Raw genomic sequence first — 18,062 nt, 5'->3', positions numbered from 1 at the left:
GAAAAAGAACTTTCAGTCCTTTTAGAAGGAGTTATAATTGGTAGAAAAATTTTTACCAATATGATTAAATATTTAAAAATGACTGCTTCTTCAAACTTTGGAAATGTATTTAGTATTGTTCTAGCTAGTGCATTTCTACCATTTTTGCCAATGCTCCCTATACAAATACTTTTTCAAAATCTACTTTATGATATATCCCAAATATCTATACCTTGGGATAATGTCGATACAGAGGATATTTTAAAACCTAAAGATTGGAATGCTGGGGGAGTTGGAAAGTTTATGATTTATATTGGTCCTCTGAGCTCCATATTTGATGTTATAACTTTTTTACTTATGTTTTATGTATTTAAGGCTAACACTATTGATAAACAAGCACTTTTTCATACTGGTTGGTTTATAGAAAGTATTTTATCTCAAACACTTATAATCTATCTTATCAGAACTAAAAAAGTACCTTTTATTGAATCAAATGCTAATATAAAAGTTATTCTTTTAACTTCTGCTATTTTGATTTTTGCTTTATTTATTCCATATTCTAAAGCTAGTGTAACTTTAGGATTTGTTCCTATGTCTATTTCTTTTTTCATTTGGATTATACTAATACTTATTGGATACTTCTTCACTGTAATTTTAGCTAAAAAATATTTCATTAAAAAATTCAATTCTTGGTTATAGATTCTATATATTTAAGCTAGTTTAAGTATTTTATTATAAGAAAAGCTACTCTCGATGAGTAGCCTTTTTTATTTTTCTTTACTTTCTTTTTTTAAAATACTTAACTCATATTCAATCTCTTTTATTTTTCTATAGTATTCTGACAATTTTTTCTCAAGCTCTTTTATCTTATCAAAGTTACCTTCCAGCATCTCAATATCTTCTATTTCATTTTTTCTATCTTTCGGGTTACCCGAAAAATAACTCTCTTTTTCTTTTGCTACTTCAACTGGTTTCTCAGCATTTACAATATCTAAAATTACCTTGGTATCAACTTTATCTTTTATCTTGGAAATAGTTTTTATTGCTTTTTCGGGTATTTGAAATACTTTTTCATTTGATAATTCTAAAAATAAATCATTTCTCTTTAAGAGCATATATACAAAATCCTTTTTAAAGCCCAATGCTTCATACCATTTAACAAAAGTTCCAGTCTTACACGCAGCTAAAGTTTTTTGAGCTGCACTAAAAACTTTTGAAAGTTCTATTGTATTTTTAGATAATTCCTGTGCGTGAAAGACTGCTTTTTCTTCAAAAACTATCATCTTTTCTTTTTGATCTATTTCCAATTCAAAGTCATCATAATTTAAAATTGGATTATATTTTTCTTTTATTTCAATCGTTTCAATAGCTTTGTTATTGTTTGTTTCTCTAAATTTTTCACCCAATTTGTTAGCTATTTTACTATTTATCTTTTTCATTAAGATATCACCTTAGCAATTTCTATCAAATTATTTTGTACTTCATCAATTTTTTTAGAGCTACTTTCTAAAATTGTTTTTCCTTGGTGTGTCAATTCAGCTAAAAAAGCCATTTGTGGAATTGGCTCTGCAAAATATATCGAATTTCCCTTTAAAAAATCCCCTAAAATTTCTTTCCAAAATTTTTCTGACTTAGTTTTAGAAAATTTATTAGGTACTATTACCTTCACTTTTGATAATTCTACTTCATTAGATAAATTTAATATTCCCTTACAGCTAGCTGTATCTAACATAGTCGGTATCACTATAGTGTCTGCTAATTCTAAAAAACACTTATCTATATTTAAAACTGGTACAGAATCTATTAATATATAATTGTATTCTCTTTTTAATTTCTCAATCAGTGCTTTTAACTTTTTATCAAATCCTCTTTTAAAATTACTATTGATCAATGGTATATAATATAAATTACTTCTCAATGCAATTAAATCACCATCTTCTTTACTTATCCAATGTTCCAAACCTTTATCAAACTCTATATCTACTCCCGCATAAAGCATCACATTATTTTGACTATCTGATGTTATAACTAAAACCTTATTGTCGTCTATATTTGATAATATATGAGCTAGTTGCAAAGTAAGCCAAGATTTCCCAACTCCACCTTTATTGTTTTTTACTGTAATAACCTTTCCCATTACATCTCTCCTTTTATCTTTTAAATCCCATTTTGTAGAACATAATCATTTTCTATAATACCCTATTTTACCAAAAAATACAAATCAATATAAAAAGGAGGTCTACTCCTCCTACTGTAATTTTTTATATAGTTTTATTTTAAAAAATTTTAATCTACATTTCTAAAAAAATTTTTAATCTCTCTTCTACTTGATTCTACGCTGTCTGATGTATGAACAATATTTTTCAGTAAATCTACCGAATAATCTCCTCTTATACTTCCTGGAATAGCGTCTAGAGGTGATGTACTTCCTGCCATCTGTCTGACTATTTGAACACAATTTTCCCCTTCTATCACCATCAATACAACCGGTCCAGAAGTAATAAAGTTTATTAAATCATTATAAAATTCTTTTTCTTTATGAACTTCATAATGCTTTTCTGCTTTTTCTAAAGTTATTCTCTCCATTTTTAAAGCCTTAATCTCTAATCCTTTTCTTTCTACCCTTTGAATTATATCTCCAATCAATTTTCTTTCTACAGCATCTGGTTTTATCACTAATAGTGTCTTTTCCATCTATCCCCCTCGTATACTCCTAGATTATTTTATCTATTTTAATAATACCTATTTATGATAAATTTTCCTTTTTTAACTTCAATAAGTTTTATATTTAAATATCAAATTAGAATTTAATCACATAAAAGTAATACTAATATTCACTATGTTGATTAAATATACTTTGACTTCTGACAAAAAATCTTTTATAATCTATTCTATACTTTATATTTTTAGGAGGACTTTTATCAATGGAACAAACATTAACAACTTTTATTAATGAGTTTACTGCTGCTCTTGCAAAGTCAGCACCTATTCTTATTAAAAAACTAATTTTATTAGCTATCCTTTGGATAACTTACAAACCTGTTCAAGGTTTTCTTATGAAAGCTTTCAATAAATTTTTATCACTGAAAAAACTTGATGAGCTTTTAATACATTTTTTACAGTCTTTTTTAAATATTTTAATAATTATTTTTTATGTTTTAAATGTTATCCAAATACTTGGTATTGAAATGACATCTATCTTAGCCTTACTTGGGTCTATTGGTATCGGTATAGGACTTGCTTTAAAAGGAAGTTTATCGGATCTGGCTGGTGGAATGCAAATACTAGCTTCTAGATACTTTACTAAGGGAGACTATATCATATCTTGTAATGTCGAAGGAACTGTCCAAAGAATTACTTTTCTTTACACTGTTTTACACACTGTTGATAACAAATTTGTCGTTGTTCCCAATGGTAAACTTTCGGGAGAAGTTATTATTAACGCTGGGGCTAATGCTGAGAGAAGAGTAGATTGTGTTTTTTCAGTTTCATATGACACATCTATTGATCAAGTAAAAAAACTTTTAACTGATATTGCTAAAAATCACGCTCTAATTCTTCAAGATAAAGATATCTTTGTCAGACTTAGCAAACATAATTCAAGCTCCTTAGATTTTACAATGAGAGTTTGGGCTAAAAAAGAACACTACTGGGATGTTTTCTTTGATTTACAGGAACTTGTTAAAAAGAAATTTGATCAAGAGGGAATCGAAATTCCATACAATAAACTGGATGTCTACTGTAAAACAACTGCTGAATAGTATAGACATAAAAATACACAGGATAAAACCTGTGTATTTTTATTATGTAATTTATTTTACAAGATACTTTTTTTCATAATCATCATATATATCTTTAAAAACTTTTATCTCCTCTTGAGTATATCCAGCTTCTAAAAGACTTTCAAAAACTTCATAGTTGAGTTCACCCATATAAGAAATTGCTTTTTCATTCAGTATATTCACCAGTTTTCTATGCTTAACATAAACCTTTGTAATTTTTTCACCTTTCAATAAATTTGTTTTAATCTCCCAGTTCATAATTCCATTTAAAAAATTTTTATATTTTTTTATAATCTCACCTTTTAATTTTTCATCCTCAACTAAATTTTCTATAATATAACTATTTAAGCACTGAACGTACATAACACCATTCAACTTTAAATTATTCACCACTTCAGAAAATCTAATTTCAAATAAAAATTTCTCTATTTTAATTAGATAATGATTTTCTACACAATTTATAGATAATATTTTATTTATTTTTTCTAACTCTTTTTTTAAAGTGAGATTTTCTTTATGATATTTTTTTAGTTCATCCCCCATTCGTTCCCAGTCATAAGTTTTTTTACCAGCTTCTTCTATAGATATAAATAAATCATTTTTACATTTTAAAAAACCATCTTTTTTCACAAGTTCTTGCGATACTTTCTTTATTTCATTTTCTAATATTTCCTGATCTTTCTCTGCTGCAATAATTTTTTTATTTTTAAAAAGTGACCTAATCATAAATATCTCCCCTCCTATTCGCTTTACTTAACTAGGTTTTACCGTAGATCACTATTTTTTCCTGTTTTTTATTGATAAATATTTAAAATAAAATAAGCAGATACTGGGAATGTACCTGCTTATTTTTTAAATTAGAAAATTTTTCATCAACTTGAGAGAAAATTGATGAGCATTAAAAGTTCAGTAATTGAATTATATAATAAAACACCTGTTTTGTCTAACTTTTAACTGGTCAACTTATGTTCGCTATTTGATTACTTTTTACTAATCTTTAATTATTGTTCCTTGGTATATTCTTTCACTTCTGACTCCTGGTTTAATTTCACCATTTATCGAATATATTGTATCCCCAACTTTTACTAATCCCTCTCCACATGGTGCCATAAATGGTACCTGCCCTATTGTTCTCCATGTATTAGTAATGGCATCATACACCAACATCTCTTTATTCCAATTAAAATCTTGTGGGTCTTTAGTAAAATAGTCATGTCTGTACTTCTCCAACTCCTTGCCTTTTAATGATCCTAATTTAAGATTGGCATCATCCCAAACTTCTTTATTAAACCCACCTATTACTAGCATCTCGCTATTGTTTAATTTTACAGAACTTGCCCCTAAAAGAGATATCTCTTTATTTTTTAACTCTACATCTTTGACCTTTACCCATATGCCTTTACTAAAACTGTACGCATATCCATCTGTAAATGCTACCCCCGTTCCCCCACCAAACACATATAGAAGATCTTCTGAGCCATTATTTAAAACTTGTCCAACTGATTGACTTCTTTCTGTTCCCGGGAACATTTTTAATTCTGTTGTTTTAGATGTTATCAAATTATATTTATAAAAATTCTTACTATTTTTTCCATCTTGTCTTCCAGTCACTATATAGATGTCATCTCCATATAAAGTAGCTACTCCACTATGGTAATCAAATGGCAAAGTTCCTATTGTTTTAACCACAACATCTGTTTTATCGGCATTTAAAGTTATAAGTAATATCTCATTTGATACCCCCACTTCATAAGTTCCACCAATATAGTAAATACCTGTCTCTGTAGATATTGCAGACCCATATCCTATCTCTTTTGGTAATTGAGTATGTTTAATTAACTCTAAACCATTTTTTACTTTTTTCATTAAATATAAATCCGGATAAACTACTTTTGCACCACCCTCAAGAACAGACTTGTGCGGGAAATTCGCTCCTCCTGCTACAACTACGTACTCTCCTATGTTCCCAGCTAAAGGTCCGGCTACTCCCTTTTGTACTTCATAACCCTTTGGAACTGGTAAGTCTTTAATATATTTCCAAGTTATGTCTGAATTCCCGTTACTTTTTGTCGTAGTCCCAGAACATCCTGTTACTATTAAAGTCGCTACCGATAAGCCTAACATAATTTTTTTCATAATACCCCTCCCTATTATTAGTTTCAATAGTTTTATATACTGTATCATTTTTCTTTTGTCAAGTTTTTCTACTGAGAAACTTCTAAAGTTTCCAAAAAATATAATAGGAGCAGATTAAACCTACTCCTTATTTCTCTTCTAATAATGGTTTTAACTTTAATTTATCATACTTCGTTATAGGAAAATTAAATTCGATTAATCTGTCCTCTATATCGTAATCAGAAAAATCTATATCTTCAAATGTTATAATTATTTTAAAATTTTTCTTCTTTAAAATTTCCTCAAATTCAAAGAACAAAACTAATTCATATCCAACTTCATCTCTACTAAGTCCAATATCCTCACACAAATCTATTATCATATCTCTGTGTAAAAAATTATAAACTATCACAATATTTTTTGCTTCTTCAATTTTTTTCTTATTATCCAAATATATATTACTCAAAAAAGTCATAGCTAAATTAGCTAAATCAAAACTATCTATCTCACCGTAATAATCCTTCAATAATTCTGATATTTTTTTATATGGAAGTAAATACGCTTTTCCAATAGTATTATTAAATATATAGAACTCATTTACATTAAATTCTCTCTTGTAATCTCTAACAATAATTATAACCATAACTCTTGCTAAAAGTTCTTTTGTTATAACTATATTACTTCTCATATTTTTCCCAATATATTTAATTATCTCTCTTGCTTGTTTAGCTTTTTCTGGATATAATTTTACTAAATTTCCTTTATATCTCTTTCTATAAATATCTATTATTTGACTTATCTCAAAGTTTGTATAAAAAGGTATTTCTTTTAAAAACTCTATAAATTTTTTGTCACTTTCCTCATTTTCTATCATCATATCTATACTGGAGTCTTTGTAATTACTTCTCAGAATAGCTATATATGATTTAACTTCTAGATTTAAAAAAACAAAACTATTATTTGGAATCTTCATAAAAACAAACATCTCTTTTATTAGTTTATATATTTCACACTTGATTTTTATCTCTTCAAATTCTAAAAATATACCATCAAAAATTTTTGGTAGATATCTTTTCTCTATAAATATTTTTATTAAATATAGTTCAAAAAAACTCCTTTTGTCGCTTTCCTTTCCCTCTAACACAATTCCATATCTTGTTAGATTTTTTATCTCCAAATTAAATTTTTCTAAAATCTCTTTTAATTCATTTAAATCATTTGTCAAAGTTCTTCTCGTTATCCCAATCTCTTCACTTATGTGACTCAAATTTATTATATCTGCCTCTAAAAATTTTAAAATCACATACATCTGTCTTTCTTCGGGAGTAAGACTTTGCTTTTTTCTCATTTTTTCTCTTATTTGTGGTGTTCAATTAATTTTATTGTGAATATTTTCGCTAGAGTCCTCTTCAAGTAGATATTCTAAATCTTTTGGATATCTTTTAACTTTAAATTCAGAAATGTTTAAAATTTCAACTAGTTCACTAATCGAATAAATATTTTTTTTTAAACAATGCATAATTTTAAAGTGTATTGATGTTACATTCATAACTACTCCCTCTTTTTATACCTTTATAGTAAATAAACTGCTTAGCCCTCGCTCTATCGCTTTTTTATCTATTTTTTCTAAGACTCTTAAATAATTAAATGATGATATTTTTTCAACATTTGAATCTTGATATTTTTCATCACTCAATATTAAATCGTATTGATCAATACAGTTTGAATAGTTAAATTTTAAATGAAATGAAGGCATTATATCTATATTCACATGTGGTATCTGTTTTTGTAAATTTTCTTTTAAATACACATCATATGGTAAAACAATCTCATTGAAAAGAAGTAAAATATTATTTATTTCCTTTTTATTTTTTTCGATTATAATTTTCTTTAACATATCTAAAATAACAACTTTATCATAAAAATATATTTTTAACTCTGTTTTAATTAAACTTTCATCAAGCATTTTTAATAATCTCTTATCATCACTATTAAGTTTTGACGAATATACTTTTAAAATATTATTTTCATATTTGAACAGAGACATATATAGCTTCTTCAATAAAAGTTCTTTGAATCCTTTTTCAATATTATCAATAATAAATTGCTTTTTTAACTCTTTTATTAGTATTTTACCTCGATCTATTATCTCTTGTTCATAGAAGTTTTCCTTATTTTTTAAATTTAATAAAAACAAAAAAATTTGCTCTCTATAATTTGATGAATAATTTTTTAATTCCTCTTCTATTACTTCTCGTATATTGTTATAACGTTCTGACTCATTATAATCGTCATTAAATTTGAATCCTCCAAAAGTATTTATACATATTTTTAAAGCTAATGAGAACGCCATAACAAATTTAGTTAAAGCAACTTCAGAGAAAATAAATATCCTGTACAACTTCTCTGAAAGTTCATTAATTTGAAACTCTTTAAATATATTATAATAAATTGTAGATGAAGATATTAAAAACTCCGTTTTCATGAATAACTTTATAAGTTTTTTACAAAATAAATTTTTATCTTGAAAAGACAAATGAACTAGCCTAAGTCCCTTTCCATTTTCATACCTATAACTACTATTATTTTTTGCTAACATATTTTTTACTACCAAAAAATACCTGTTTATGGAGCTTCTCGATATTTGAAACTCATTCTTCTCCAATTCTAAATTTATAAAACCTTTAAAAATAAATTTTAAATATAAATAATCAATAATATCTTCCGAACTCATAAATTCTTTATTATTTAAAATATAACTCCACTGGCATTGGCTAAGCTCTAAGTGATATTTTCCCTCCTTTATCTCTATCTCATTCAAATTTAAATCTTTTAAATTAATATTCAATTGAGAGATATTTTTAAATAAAGTTTTACTTTCTACATCCAAATACAATGCCAAATCATCTTGAGAAAAATGTCCTTGATATAATAAATTTAGTATTCCTATATTTGTTGAATTCAAATTAATCACCCCCCTAAATATAAATTTTAACACACTTGTTATAAAAAAAATACATGAAAATTTTAAATATTTAGAACATGAAAAATTCTATATATAGCAAAAAAAGACCCAAAATTGGATCTTTTAAATTTTAATACTATTTGTATCTACAGGAGCTAGATTAAAATAACTATACAGCTCTATATCTATTTCATATTTTAATTTTAGTTCATATTCTACCAAAGGTTCTCCTTTTTTTCCTATAACTTCCTTAGCACTTAAAACCCTTTCAACTTCACCCAAATAATAGAAATTTTCTCCTGATTTTTTCTTCAAAAATACCTCTATTGTATAATAATTATTGGCAATTTTCCCCTCTCCTGTTAAGATTCCATTCCTACTTAAACACCTGTTACTCTTAGAAAACCAAGTAAAACGTTGTCTATCGTAAAATACATTATCATAGGCAATAAATGGTAATGAATCATCTAGGGTTATAAATATAACAACTTTTTTTTCATCTTCAAATATTGTATATCCACTTACTTGATATCCATTATTAAAATCTAAATTCAGATTCCAAAAAGCTTGTTGTTTTGTATACTCTTTATACTTTATTATTGTTTCATTTGTTTTTTGTCTATAATTTTTTAAAACATAATTCAAATTATATTCCACCAAGTCATCTATCAGCATTTTAAAATAACCATTTTTTTTGTAACTTTCTTTGAATACCTTTTTTAAACTATATTTTTCTCCTACTTCAACTATGGGTTCAAACTCTTTTATTGTTGATAAACTTGTAAAAATATTTTTGGATAAATGCTCTATAGCATTTTCTATATTTTTTTCTTGTTCAAATAGAAGATATTTTTCTTCTAAAATTTCCTCTATATCTTTTACAGTAATCTCTTTTTTCGATAATAACACTTTTAAAGTAAGTATTTCATGAAGTCTTTTACTTGGAGTAAAAATGCTTGATAAAAATGTTAAATAGTTTCTTTCAATTTTAGATAACTCACCCAACTGAAGTTTTGGTCTTAAAATTTTTAAAATCTCATCATAGTTTTTTCTAAATTTAAGCATTACACTAGGTTCTATCATATTTCTTTCAAAAAAATCGTTAAGTAGAGGGATTCTACCTATTTGTTTTTCTAAAAGATTAAAATCATGCTCTATATTCTTTTTGGTTGAAAAATTTGTTTTATTTATATTTTCAAAAATCCTTTCTTTTACAATAGATTCAAAAGTTATACTACTTTCTCCCGGAATCATATTTGTTCCATTCACTATAAATCTTTTCATAAAATCTCTATCAAAACTACTATTTTGTGAAATTGCTGTAGGTATTAAAAAGTTTTTCTCATAATTTCCTATGAAATCTAATATCACTACATACTCTTTATTCAAACTTTTTCTAAGTCCTCTACCCAATTGTTGAATATAAACGATTGAAGAATCTGTAGGTCTTAAAAAAATAACCTGATTTACACAAGGTATATCTACACCTTCATTAAATATGTCCACTGTTACTATATATTGAATTTCTCCCCTTTCTAAACTCTCTATAGTTAACTCCCTTTCTAAATCACTATTTTTTCCACTTAATGCCCGACTTTTTATACCTTTCTCGTTTAACTTTTCTGATAAAAGTATAGCCTCTTCAACCTTTGATGCAAATATAAGTCCATGTAGCTTATCACCACTATAACCATAATATCTGCTCTTTTCAATTATGTGATTTACTCTCTCATCCAATACTAAGTTTTTTACTGAGGTTTTTTCATCTACCTCTTTCCCATCTATCAATATATCTGAAATTCCAAAATAATGAAAAGGGCAAAGAAGTTTTTCTCTCAAAGCATCATGAAGCCTAATTTCATATGCAATATTGTGATTAAATAAGGAATATATATCAAAATCGTCGTTTCTTTCGGGAGTTGCTGTCATCCCTAGTAAAAACTTAGGCTTAAAGTAATTTAATATCTTTTGATAACTCTTTGCTCCACTATGATGCACCTCATCTACAACTATATACTCAAACTCTTCTTTTGAAAATAGTTCTAGATGCTTATCTTTACTTAAAGTTTGTACCATAGCAAAAATTATATCCTTATCTATTAATATATCCTCACCATATATTCCCATTTTTTTATCTTTTATTACAAGTTCATAACTCTCTTTAGATTTTTCAAGTATTGTTTTTCTATGAGCTAAAAACAACACTTTTTTAGGATTCACTGCTTTTATGTCAAATGCACTTAAAAATGTTTTTCCTGTTCCAGTAGCACTTATTAGTAATCCTTTGCTTTCCCTCTCTCTTAAAACTTTTAAAGCTTTTAAAGCTTCATCTTGCATTAAATTTGGGTTAATTTCTAAATTTTTTGTAATCTTTTCTCTTTGAAGCTCTATTAGTTTCTTATTCAAATTATATATCTCTTCGTATTCTCCAATAGCACTCAAAGTCAATTTAGGTAAGCTATCAAAGGTTTTAGTAAACTCATTCAATATTTCATTGGCAATTTTTCCTTTTCTTAAAGAACTCACTTTCAAATTCCACTCAAAATTTACAGTTAATGCCGTCTGAGTTAAATTACTACTTCCAACAATTAATGTCCAAACATCACCTTTTTTAAAAAAATATCCTTTAGCATGAAATTTTTCATCACTTAAGAGCTTTAACTCTATATTACTATACGAAAGTAATTTTTTTAAGGCTTTTGGTTGAGTAAAGCTCAGATAATCACCTGTCAAAATTTTTCCTTTGACACCTCTTGTTTCTAAATTTTTTAGTTGCTCTAATATTAGTGAAACTCCTCCTTCCGTTATAAAAGCAACAGAAATTATAAATTCATCACAATTTTCTAGTTCTTCTCTTATATCTGTAATTATTTTTTTTTCTTTATTTGATAAAAGTTTATGCTGATACTCATTTTTTGACTCTATCGCTAAATCAATAGAGCTTGTCTTTAAACTTTCTACTAAAATCTTTTCCATCTTTCACCTTTATTTTTTAATTTTTATAGCACATTATACCATATTTTTCTACTCTCATGTTAGACTAAAGCACTCACTCTTTAATTCGCTCTATAAGCAATGGCTTTCTTTTTTTATTTCATGCTTATATATCAAAAAATATATTTGTAAAGAAAAATTTGGAATATTTATTTTCTTTTACTTTTTTGATATCATTACATAGTAAGAAATATATCAAAGAAAGTCGGGGGGACGAAAGCATGATAGAAATTAGAGATATTAAGTTAGCACAACAAGGAGATGAAGAAGCTACCGAAAAGATTTTTCATGAGTACCAAAGTTCAATCTTAAAAAACAATCGTAAATTTTTCTTAAAAGGTGCGGAATCAGATGACTTATTACAAGAAGGTTATATTGGACTTATAAAAGCGATTAAATCTTATGATGAAAATAAAAATGCGTGTTTTAACACTTTTGCGAATCTATGTATTAGAAGACAAATTATAACAGCTGTAAAGACGCACAGTTCTGCTAAATATCAAAATTTAAACTCCGCTGTTATGGGAGAGGAATATATTGGATTTGAAGAAGTTACTAAATATAATACACCATCCATAAACTTCTATAATCCTGAAGAGATTGTCCTAGGAAAAGAATTAGTAAAACTTTTAGAAACTTTCTTAATTGAAAATTTAAGTGAATTGGAAAAAACCGTTTTTTACTACCTATGTAAGGAATACACATATATCGAGATTGCTAAGACTCTAGATGAAACTCCAAAAAAAATAGATAATACTATTCAAAGAATTAAAAAGAAAATATTAAACTATTTAGGATCGTATATCAGTAAATAGTTATTAATATAAAAAAGCTGTAAATAACTAATTATCTACAGCTTGAGCAGTTCACTTTTGTGAACTGCTTTTTTTATTTCATTTTCTTCATAATTGTTGAGATAAAAGATAATGGGAACATCCACAAAAGATTGTAACACCAAACATATAAAATATCGCTTAAACTTATTGCATCAACTAACCATCCAAAATATGTCATAAATACGACAAAAATTTGAGTTACAACTATTGCCCAAAATAGTTTCCATTCTGGGAAAGGTCTTGTAAAGAACCAACTTGAACGTCTTGTTATAAATAATAATAGATGTCCTCCTACAACTAACTGTAAAAATACCAAAGTTTGTAATTGACCAAAACTTGCTACTTGAGTCCAGTCTTTATCCACCCATATAACAAGAGCTATACTTTGAATAACAGATACTAGTCCTAAAACAGAGCTGACTGTGAACGTTTTCTTTTTGTTCCAAACAGCTGGACCTGAACTTATCTCAGCATTATCATAAGCTATAGTCATTATTGGAATGTCATCTAACAGTGCCAAAGACACAAGCATTATCGCTGTCAATGGGAAAAATGATTCATTTACTCCTGGAATAACTCTATGAATAAAATACTTCCCAACTAATGTTACAACAACAGAAAATATCATAATATTAATTGTCATTGCAATACGATAATATATATAACTCATCATTCTTGCAAATATTTTTTTAGCTTCATTTATAGCATTTTCTATTACACTTAGACCTGGATTTGTCAAAATTAGTGCTGCTGCTGCTCTAGCTGCATCTGTTGCCCCTGAAACTGCAATTCCGCAATCTGCCTGTTTTAATGCTGGCGCATCATTAACACCATCACCTGTCATAGCACAAATATATCCTTTTGATTGTAATACTTTTACAATTTCATATTTATGTTGCGGGAATACTTCTGCAAATCCACTCGCTCCTTCCACCAACTTTTGCATACTTGGAGTTATCACAATTTTCTTATTTCCTGTTCCAAAAACATCTGTTGCCAGTAGTATATTATCTCCTATTCCTAATTCTATAGCTACTTCTTTAGCAATATTTTGGCTATCTCCTGTTATCATCTTTACATCTATTCCTTCAGCTTGTAAAGCGTGAACAGTCGATTTACTATCAGGTCTCAAAGGATCAGCTAAAGAAAAAGTCCCCACATACGTCCATGTTTCTCCATCACCAGTTGCAACTCCTAAAGCTTTAAATCCATGAGCTGCTAGCTCATTTATTTTGCCCTGAATATTTTTTAAAGTATCTCCAGTCAATTTACACATAGCAACAATAACTTGTGGAGCTCCTTTCACTATATGGAATTTTTTTCCATCTTTTTCTACTATTACCTCCACTCTTTTTATAACGGGATTAAATGGTGTAAATTTATCTACCTTGTAACCAGCTAAGGAAGTATCTGATTTTAAAAAGTTTTTTATAGCTAAATCTATAACATCATCACCTTTTGGATCGGAGGCTAAAACTCCATACGTTGTCATCAACTGACTAGTTACTCCTTCAACTGGGAATACCCCAGCTACACTCAATTTATTCTGTGTCAATGTTCCTGTTTTATCACTACAAAGTACATTCACACTCGCTAAAGCCTCAATAGAATTCAACTTAGAAACTATCGCTTTCTTTTTAGATAGCTGTAAAGCTCCCAAAGCAATTGTTACAGATATAACTGCTGGCATTGCTACTGGTATAGTTGCAACCATCAAAACTAGTACTGTTTTTATTATTCGCAAAATAGTTGCTTGGTCCAAAGGTCTTATTAAAATTAATTGGAATACCACTAAAATTATTGAAAGAATTACAGCTCCAATTATTAAGAAGTTACCCACTGAAGTTACCTCAGCTGTCAATTGACTCTTAGCTCCAGCCTCAGCTACTAATTTGGCTGTTTTACCAAAATAAGTATTTGCTCCTGTTGCTGTTACAACAACTATTACATTTCCCTCTTTGGCTATAGACCCAGAATATACAACATCTTGTATATTTTTAGTCACTGGTAAGCTTTCACCTGTAAGTGCTGCTTGGTCAACAGTTAAATAACTTCCACTTAATATCTGAGCGTCAGCTGGCACAACGTTTCCTAAAACTATATTTACAATATCTCCCACAACTAAATTTGTAGCGGGAATCTCCTCCCATTTGGAGTCTCTTAAAACATTAGCTTTTAGTGCTAAATCATTTTTTAATGCTGCCAATGCATCTTGAGCACTTTTATCTTGTTTCCATCCAATAAAAGCATTTAAAAAAAGTAATAATGATATAATTACAAAATCTTTTATATCCATTGTTATCAACGAAAGCAACATTGCTGCTTCTATCATCCATGGTATTGGACCCCAGAAATACGGCATCAATTTTTGTAAAAGTGTTACCTTTTTCTCCGCTAATGCGTTTTTCCCATCCTTTGCTAACCTTTCTTGAGCTTCTGAAGTACTTAAACCTGTTTTCTCATTTGTTCCTAGTTTTTTTAATAAATCATCATTTGAGATTTTGTTCATAAATTTACCCTCCTAGCTATCTTTTAAGCTCCAATACTCTGAAATTTCATGTAATGTTTTTCCTTTTGTCTCTGGGATTGTAAATATCAAAATAAAAAATATAAATCCAAAAACTGAGTAAATAAAAAATATTGAAGAACCTCTAAGAATTCTATTTAAAAAAATACTATTTGCTATAATTGGAAGTGTCCACGATACTAAAAAATCACTTGCCCAATTTACAACTCCCGCAAATCCAAGACTATATGCTCTCAATGGCGTTGGGGATAATTCTCCTATATATAAAAATCTGATTGCACCCGCTGAAAAATTATAAGAAAATATAAATAAATATATTAAATAAACAAGAAGCATCGAGTAAAGACTTAAATATATATGTACTCCTATTACAAATAAAGATGCTGACATAATAAACGTTCCTATGAAAAGTAACGTTTTCCTTCCAAATTTATCTACTGTAAACATTGATACCAATGATCCAATTGTAAAAAATACACCGTTTATTATACTTTGATAAAAAGCTGTATCAGGTCCTTCAGGCATTATTTTTCTAAAAATATCGGAAGAGTAGTAAATCAATGGATTTATACCACAAAGTTCTGTTAGGGCTGCCATAAAAAATACTATGAATATAAGTTTTTTCAAATTACCACTTTTCTCCATTTGATGTTCTATATTTTTACTTTCATCCGCATTCCTATTATATTTACTATGTGTTTCTATAAATTTATCTGAATTAATATCTGGCCAAATATCCTGCATTACTTTTTTGGCTTCATCATCTCTATTTTTCATTAAAAACCAAATTGGACTATGCACAATATAGAATAAAGAAAATAAATATAGTACGACTACAATAATCTCTGTTCCATAGATTGTTTTCCACATCCAAATATTATCTTGGGTCATATTTTGATATTTTAGCATTGTAAAAGTCACAAAATAACCAACAATTATTCCTAAACCAGTGGTAAATTGTAATATTGATCCTAATCCTCCCCTTATACCGGGTGGAGATATCTCCGTAACATAGGATGGTTCTGAAGAAAATAACAGCCCCATTCCTGCCCCTGCTATACCTCTACATAATAAAAATAATTTAAAATTATCTCCAAAAATATATACTCCTGTTGCTCCTATTAGCATCAAAACTGTTCCTATTATTAAAGCTTTTTTTCTTCCTAACTCATCATTTAATGTCTTTGTAAAAATACTTCCAAAAACTGCTCCTACTATAAAAACTGATAACGCAAATCCTTCCCACGCTGAGTTAAGGTTAAAATGCGTTGTAACATTGGTTATCGTTCCTCCAGATATACCCATATCATACCCTAAAACAAATCCAGCATTACCCGCTATGAAAGCTGAAATTATTGCCTTCTTATATTTCATATTTAGTCCCCCTTTTTTCAGAACTTATTATTTAGGTAATACTCTTGATATGAGAACTCTTTTTCATCTTTACTAGGTTTTACTAAAGAATATGTTCCATCTTCGTTTTCTTTCCATCTTTTTACATTATCTTTTAATATATTTTCAAAGTATAAATCCAATTGTTGTTTATTTTTAGCATCATTTACAGGGAACATAAGCTCTATCCGTCTCTCTAGATTTCTAGTCATCCAATCTGCACTCGATAAAAAGTATTCCTTATTTCCACCATTTTCAAAAATATAAACTCTATTATGCTCTAAGAATCGTCCAACTATACTATAGACTTCTATATTTTCACTCATATTTTTTACACCTGGTAACAGACAACACGATCCTCTAACAATTAAAACTATTTTTACCCCTGCATTTGAAGCTTCGTAAAGTTTATCTATCATAGTTTCATCTGTTAACCCATTCATTTTGGCAGTAATTCTTGCTTTTTTTCCTTTTAACGCATTACTTGTTTCTCTATCTATAAGTTTTTTAAATCTTTCATCTAACTCTTCTGGTCCCACTCCAACTTCTTTCCAATTATTTGTTTCCTGTGGACTTATTAAATTAGAAAATAAATTAGCAATATCTTCTCCTATTCCTTCATTAGCGGTGAATAAAGAGATATCAACATAAGGTGCTTTATAGTAATTTCCAGTTCCTAACTGAACATATCTTTTTATTTTGTCATTTTCCTTTCTTAAAATAAGAAGTGTTTTTCCATGAACTTTTAAGTTTTTTACTCCATAGATTACATGACAACCAACTTTTTCTAATTTTTTAGCCCACTCTATATTGTCTTCCTCATCAAATCTAGCTTTAGCTTCAACCAATGCAGTAACCTGTTTTCCTTTTTTACAAGCTTTTTCTAATGCGTCAATTATTGGTGAGTCGTGATGTTTTACTCTATATAAAGTTTGCCTTATACCTAATACATCTGGATCATCCGCTGCTGTATCAATCAATTCTGTTATAGCTCCAAAAGAGTCGTACGGATGTAGTAATAAGATGTCTTTTTTCTTCAAAGTATCAAATATATTTTCCCCTTTCATTTTTTTCAAAAATCTTCCCTCTAATGGTTCATACTTATATTTTGCATATCCATCTAATCTCTCTATTGTCCACAAAAAATCTAAATTTATAGGTCCAGATATCTCATATATCTCTGTAGTTGGAAGACTAAATTTTTTTAGTATGAAATCTTTCATCTCTTTAGATAATCTCTTATCATACTCAATTCTAATAATCTCTCCCCACTCTCTTTCCTCTAACTCACTCTCAACTTCTTTCACAATATCTGTATTTACTTTTGAATCTTCCAAAATTTCTAGTGCCTCATCTCTTGTTAGTCTAAAAATTCCAATCTCTTTTATTTCGAATTCATTCAACTGAGTACTTAAATTTCCTTTTATTAACTCTTCCAATAGGATAAAGTGATTCTTATCTTCCTCAATTTT

15 protein-coding genes are annotated in these 18,062 nt (G+C 28.1%); 3 read left to right on the top strand and 12 right to left on the bottom strand.

Annotation, left to right across the window (positions count from 1 at the left end; translation table 11 throughout):
- On the top strand, positions 1 to 678 hold a 678-nt coding region (locus ACWI69_RS09805; protein ID WP_448821657.1), incomplete at its 5' end, for a cation transporting ATPase C-terminal domain-containing protein.
- 68 nt (positions 679 to 746) lie between these two features.
- Here the strand turns inward: ACWI69_RS09805 and ACWI69_RS09800 are convergent.
- From ACWI69_RS09800 to ndk, 3 genes are all read right to left on the bottom strand, one after another.
- A complete protein-coding gene (locus ACWI69_RS09800) occupies positions 747 to 1,418 on the bottom strand; it encodes a hypothetical protein (protein ID WP_448821656.1) in 672 nt (223 codons plus the stop codon).
- Complete coding sequence (locus ACWI69_RS09795; RefSeq protein WP_448821655.1) at positions 1,418 to 2,116, bottom strand: ParA family protein; 699 nt, start codon at positions 2,114 to 2,116, stop codon at positions 1,418 to 1,420. Before ACWI69_RS09795 ends, ACWI69_RS09800 begins: the two co-directional genes overlap by 1 nt.
- A 149-nt stretch (positions 2,117 to 2,265) precedes the next feature.
- Positions 2,266 to 2,673, bottom strand: coding sequence for a nucleoside-diphosphate kinase (ndk, locus tag ACWI69_RS09790; protein WP_448821654.1), 408 nt, complete (start codon positions 2,671 to 2,673; stop codon positions 2,266 to 2,268).
- 230 nt (positions 2,674 to 2,903) lie between these two features.
- Here ndk and ACWI69_RS09785 point away from each other — a divergent pair, with 230 nt between their 5' ends.
- A complete protein-coding gene (locus ACWI69_RS09785; protein ID WP_448821653.1) occupies positions 2,904 to 3,740 on the top strand; it encodes a mechanosensitive ion channel family protein in 837 nt (278 codons plus the stop codon).
- Positions 3,741 to 3,791: 51 nt separating this feature from the next.
- On the opposite strand, the gene ACWI69_RS09780 is transcribed toward ACWI69_RS09785, so the two are convergent.
- The 6 genes from ACWI69_RS09780 to ACWI69_RS09755 form a co-directional block, all read right to left on the bottom strand.
- The gene (locus tag ACWI69_RS09780; RefSeq protein ID WP_448821652.1) at positions 3,792 to 4,487 is read right to left on the bottom strand and encodes a hypothetical protein; all 696 of its coding nucleotides are present in this window, start codon (positions 4,485 to 4,487) and stop codon (positions 3,792 to 3,794) included.
- Positions 4,488 to 4,751: 264 nt separating this feature from the next.
- A complete protein-coding gene (locus ACWI69_RS09775) occupies positions 4,752 to 5,897 on the bottom strand; it encodes a cyclically-permuted mutarotase family protein (protein ID WP_448821651.1) in 1,146 nt (381 codons plus the stop codon).
- A 127-nt stretch (positions 5,898 to 6,024) separates the two neighbouring features.
- Positions 6,025 to 7,224 carry a helix-turn-helix domain-containing protein gene (locus ACWI69_RS09770; protein WP_448821650.1) on the bottom strand — a complete coding sequence of 400 codons (1,200 nt, stop codon included), beginning with the start codon at positions 7,222 to 7,224 and terminating at the stop codon, positions 6,025 to 6,027.
- A gap of 21 nt (positions 7,225 to 7,245) precedes the next feature.
- Positions 7,246 to 7,425 (bottom strand): hypothetical protein, encoded by a 180-nt coding sequence (locus ACWI69_RS09765; protein WP_448821649.1) that lies wholly within the window; start codon positions 7,423 to 7,425, stop codon positions 7,246 to 7,248.
- Positions 7,426 to 7,440: 15 nt separating this feature from the next.
- Positions 7,441 to 8,841 carry a hypothetical protein gene (locus ACWI69_RS09760; protein WP_448821648.1) on the bottom strand — a complete coding sequence of 467 codons (1,401 nt, stop codon included), beginning with the start codon at positions 8,839 to 8,841 and terminating at the stop codon, positions 7,441 to 7,443.
- Positions 8,842 to 8,964: 123 nt separating this feature from the next.
- Positions 8,965 to 11,817, bottom strand: a complete 2,853-nt coding sequence (locus ACWI69_RS09755) for a DEAD/DEAH box helicase (RefSeq protein ID WP_448821647.1) — start codon at positions 11,815 to 11,817, stop codon at positions 8,965 to 8,967.
- Between the two features lie 239 nt (positions 11,818 to 12,056).
- On the opposite strand from ACWI69_RS09755, the gene ACWI69_RS09750 reads away from it, so the two are divergent.
- Complete coding sequence (locus tag ACWI69_RS09750) at positions 12,057 to 12,650, top strand: sigma-70 family RNA polymerase sigma factor (RefSeq protein WP_448821646.1); 594 nt, start codon at positions 12,057 to 12,059, stop codon at positions 12,648 to 12,650.
- Positions 12,651 to 12,723: 73 nt separating this feature from the next.
- Here ACWI69_RS09750 and ACWI69_RS09745 read toward each other — a convergent pair whose 3' ends face one another.
- The 3 genes from ACWI69_RS09745 to ppk1 all read right to left on the bottom strand — a co-directional run.
- On the bottom strand, positions 12,724 to 15,180 hold the full coding sequence (locus ACWI69_RS09745; protein WP_448821645.1) for a plasma-membrane proton-efflux P-type ATPase: 2,457 nt from the start codon (positions 15,178 to 15,180) through the stop codon (positions 12,724 to 12,726).
- 12 nt (positions 15,181 to 15,192) lie between these two features.
- Positions 15,193 to 16,572: a sugar porter family MFS transporter gene (locus tag ACWI69_RS09740; protein WP_448821644.1), complete on the bottom strand. Its 1,380-nt coding sequence runs from the start codon at positions 16,570 to 16,572 to the stop codon at positions 15,193 to 15,195.
- Between the two features lie 17 nt (positions 16,573 to 16,589).
- On the bottom strand, positions 16,590 to 18,062 hold a 1,473-nt coding region (gene ppk1, locus ACWI69_RS09735), incomplete at its 5' end, for a polyphosphate kinase 1 (protein ID WP_448821643.1).

Source organism: Cetobacterium sp. (assembly GCF_977044495.1).
The sequence above is the reverse complement of the archived record's forward strand: the minus strand, read 5'-3'. Positions and strand labels throughout refer to the sequence as shown.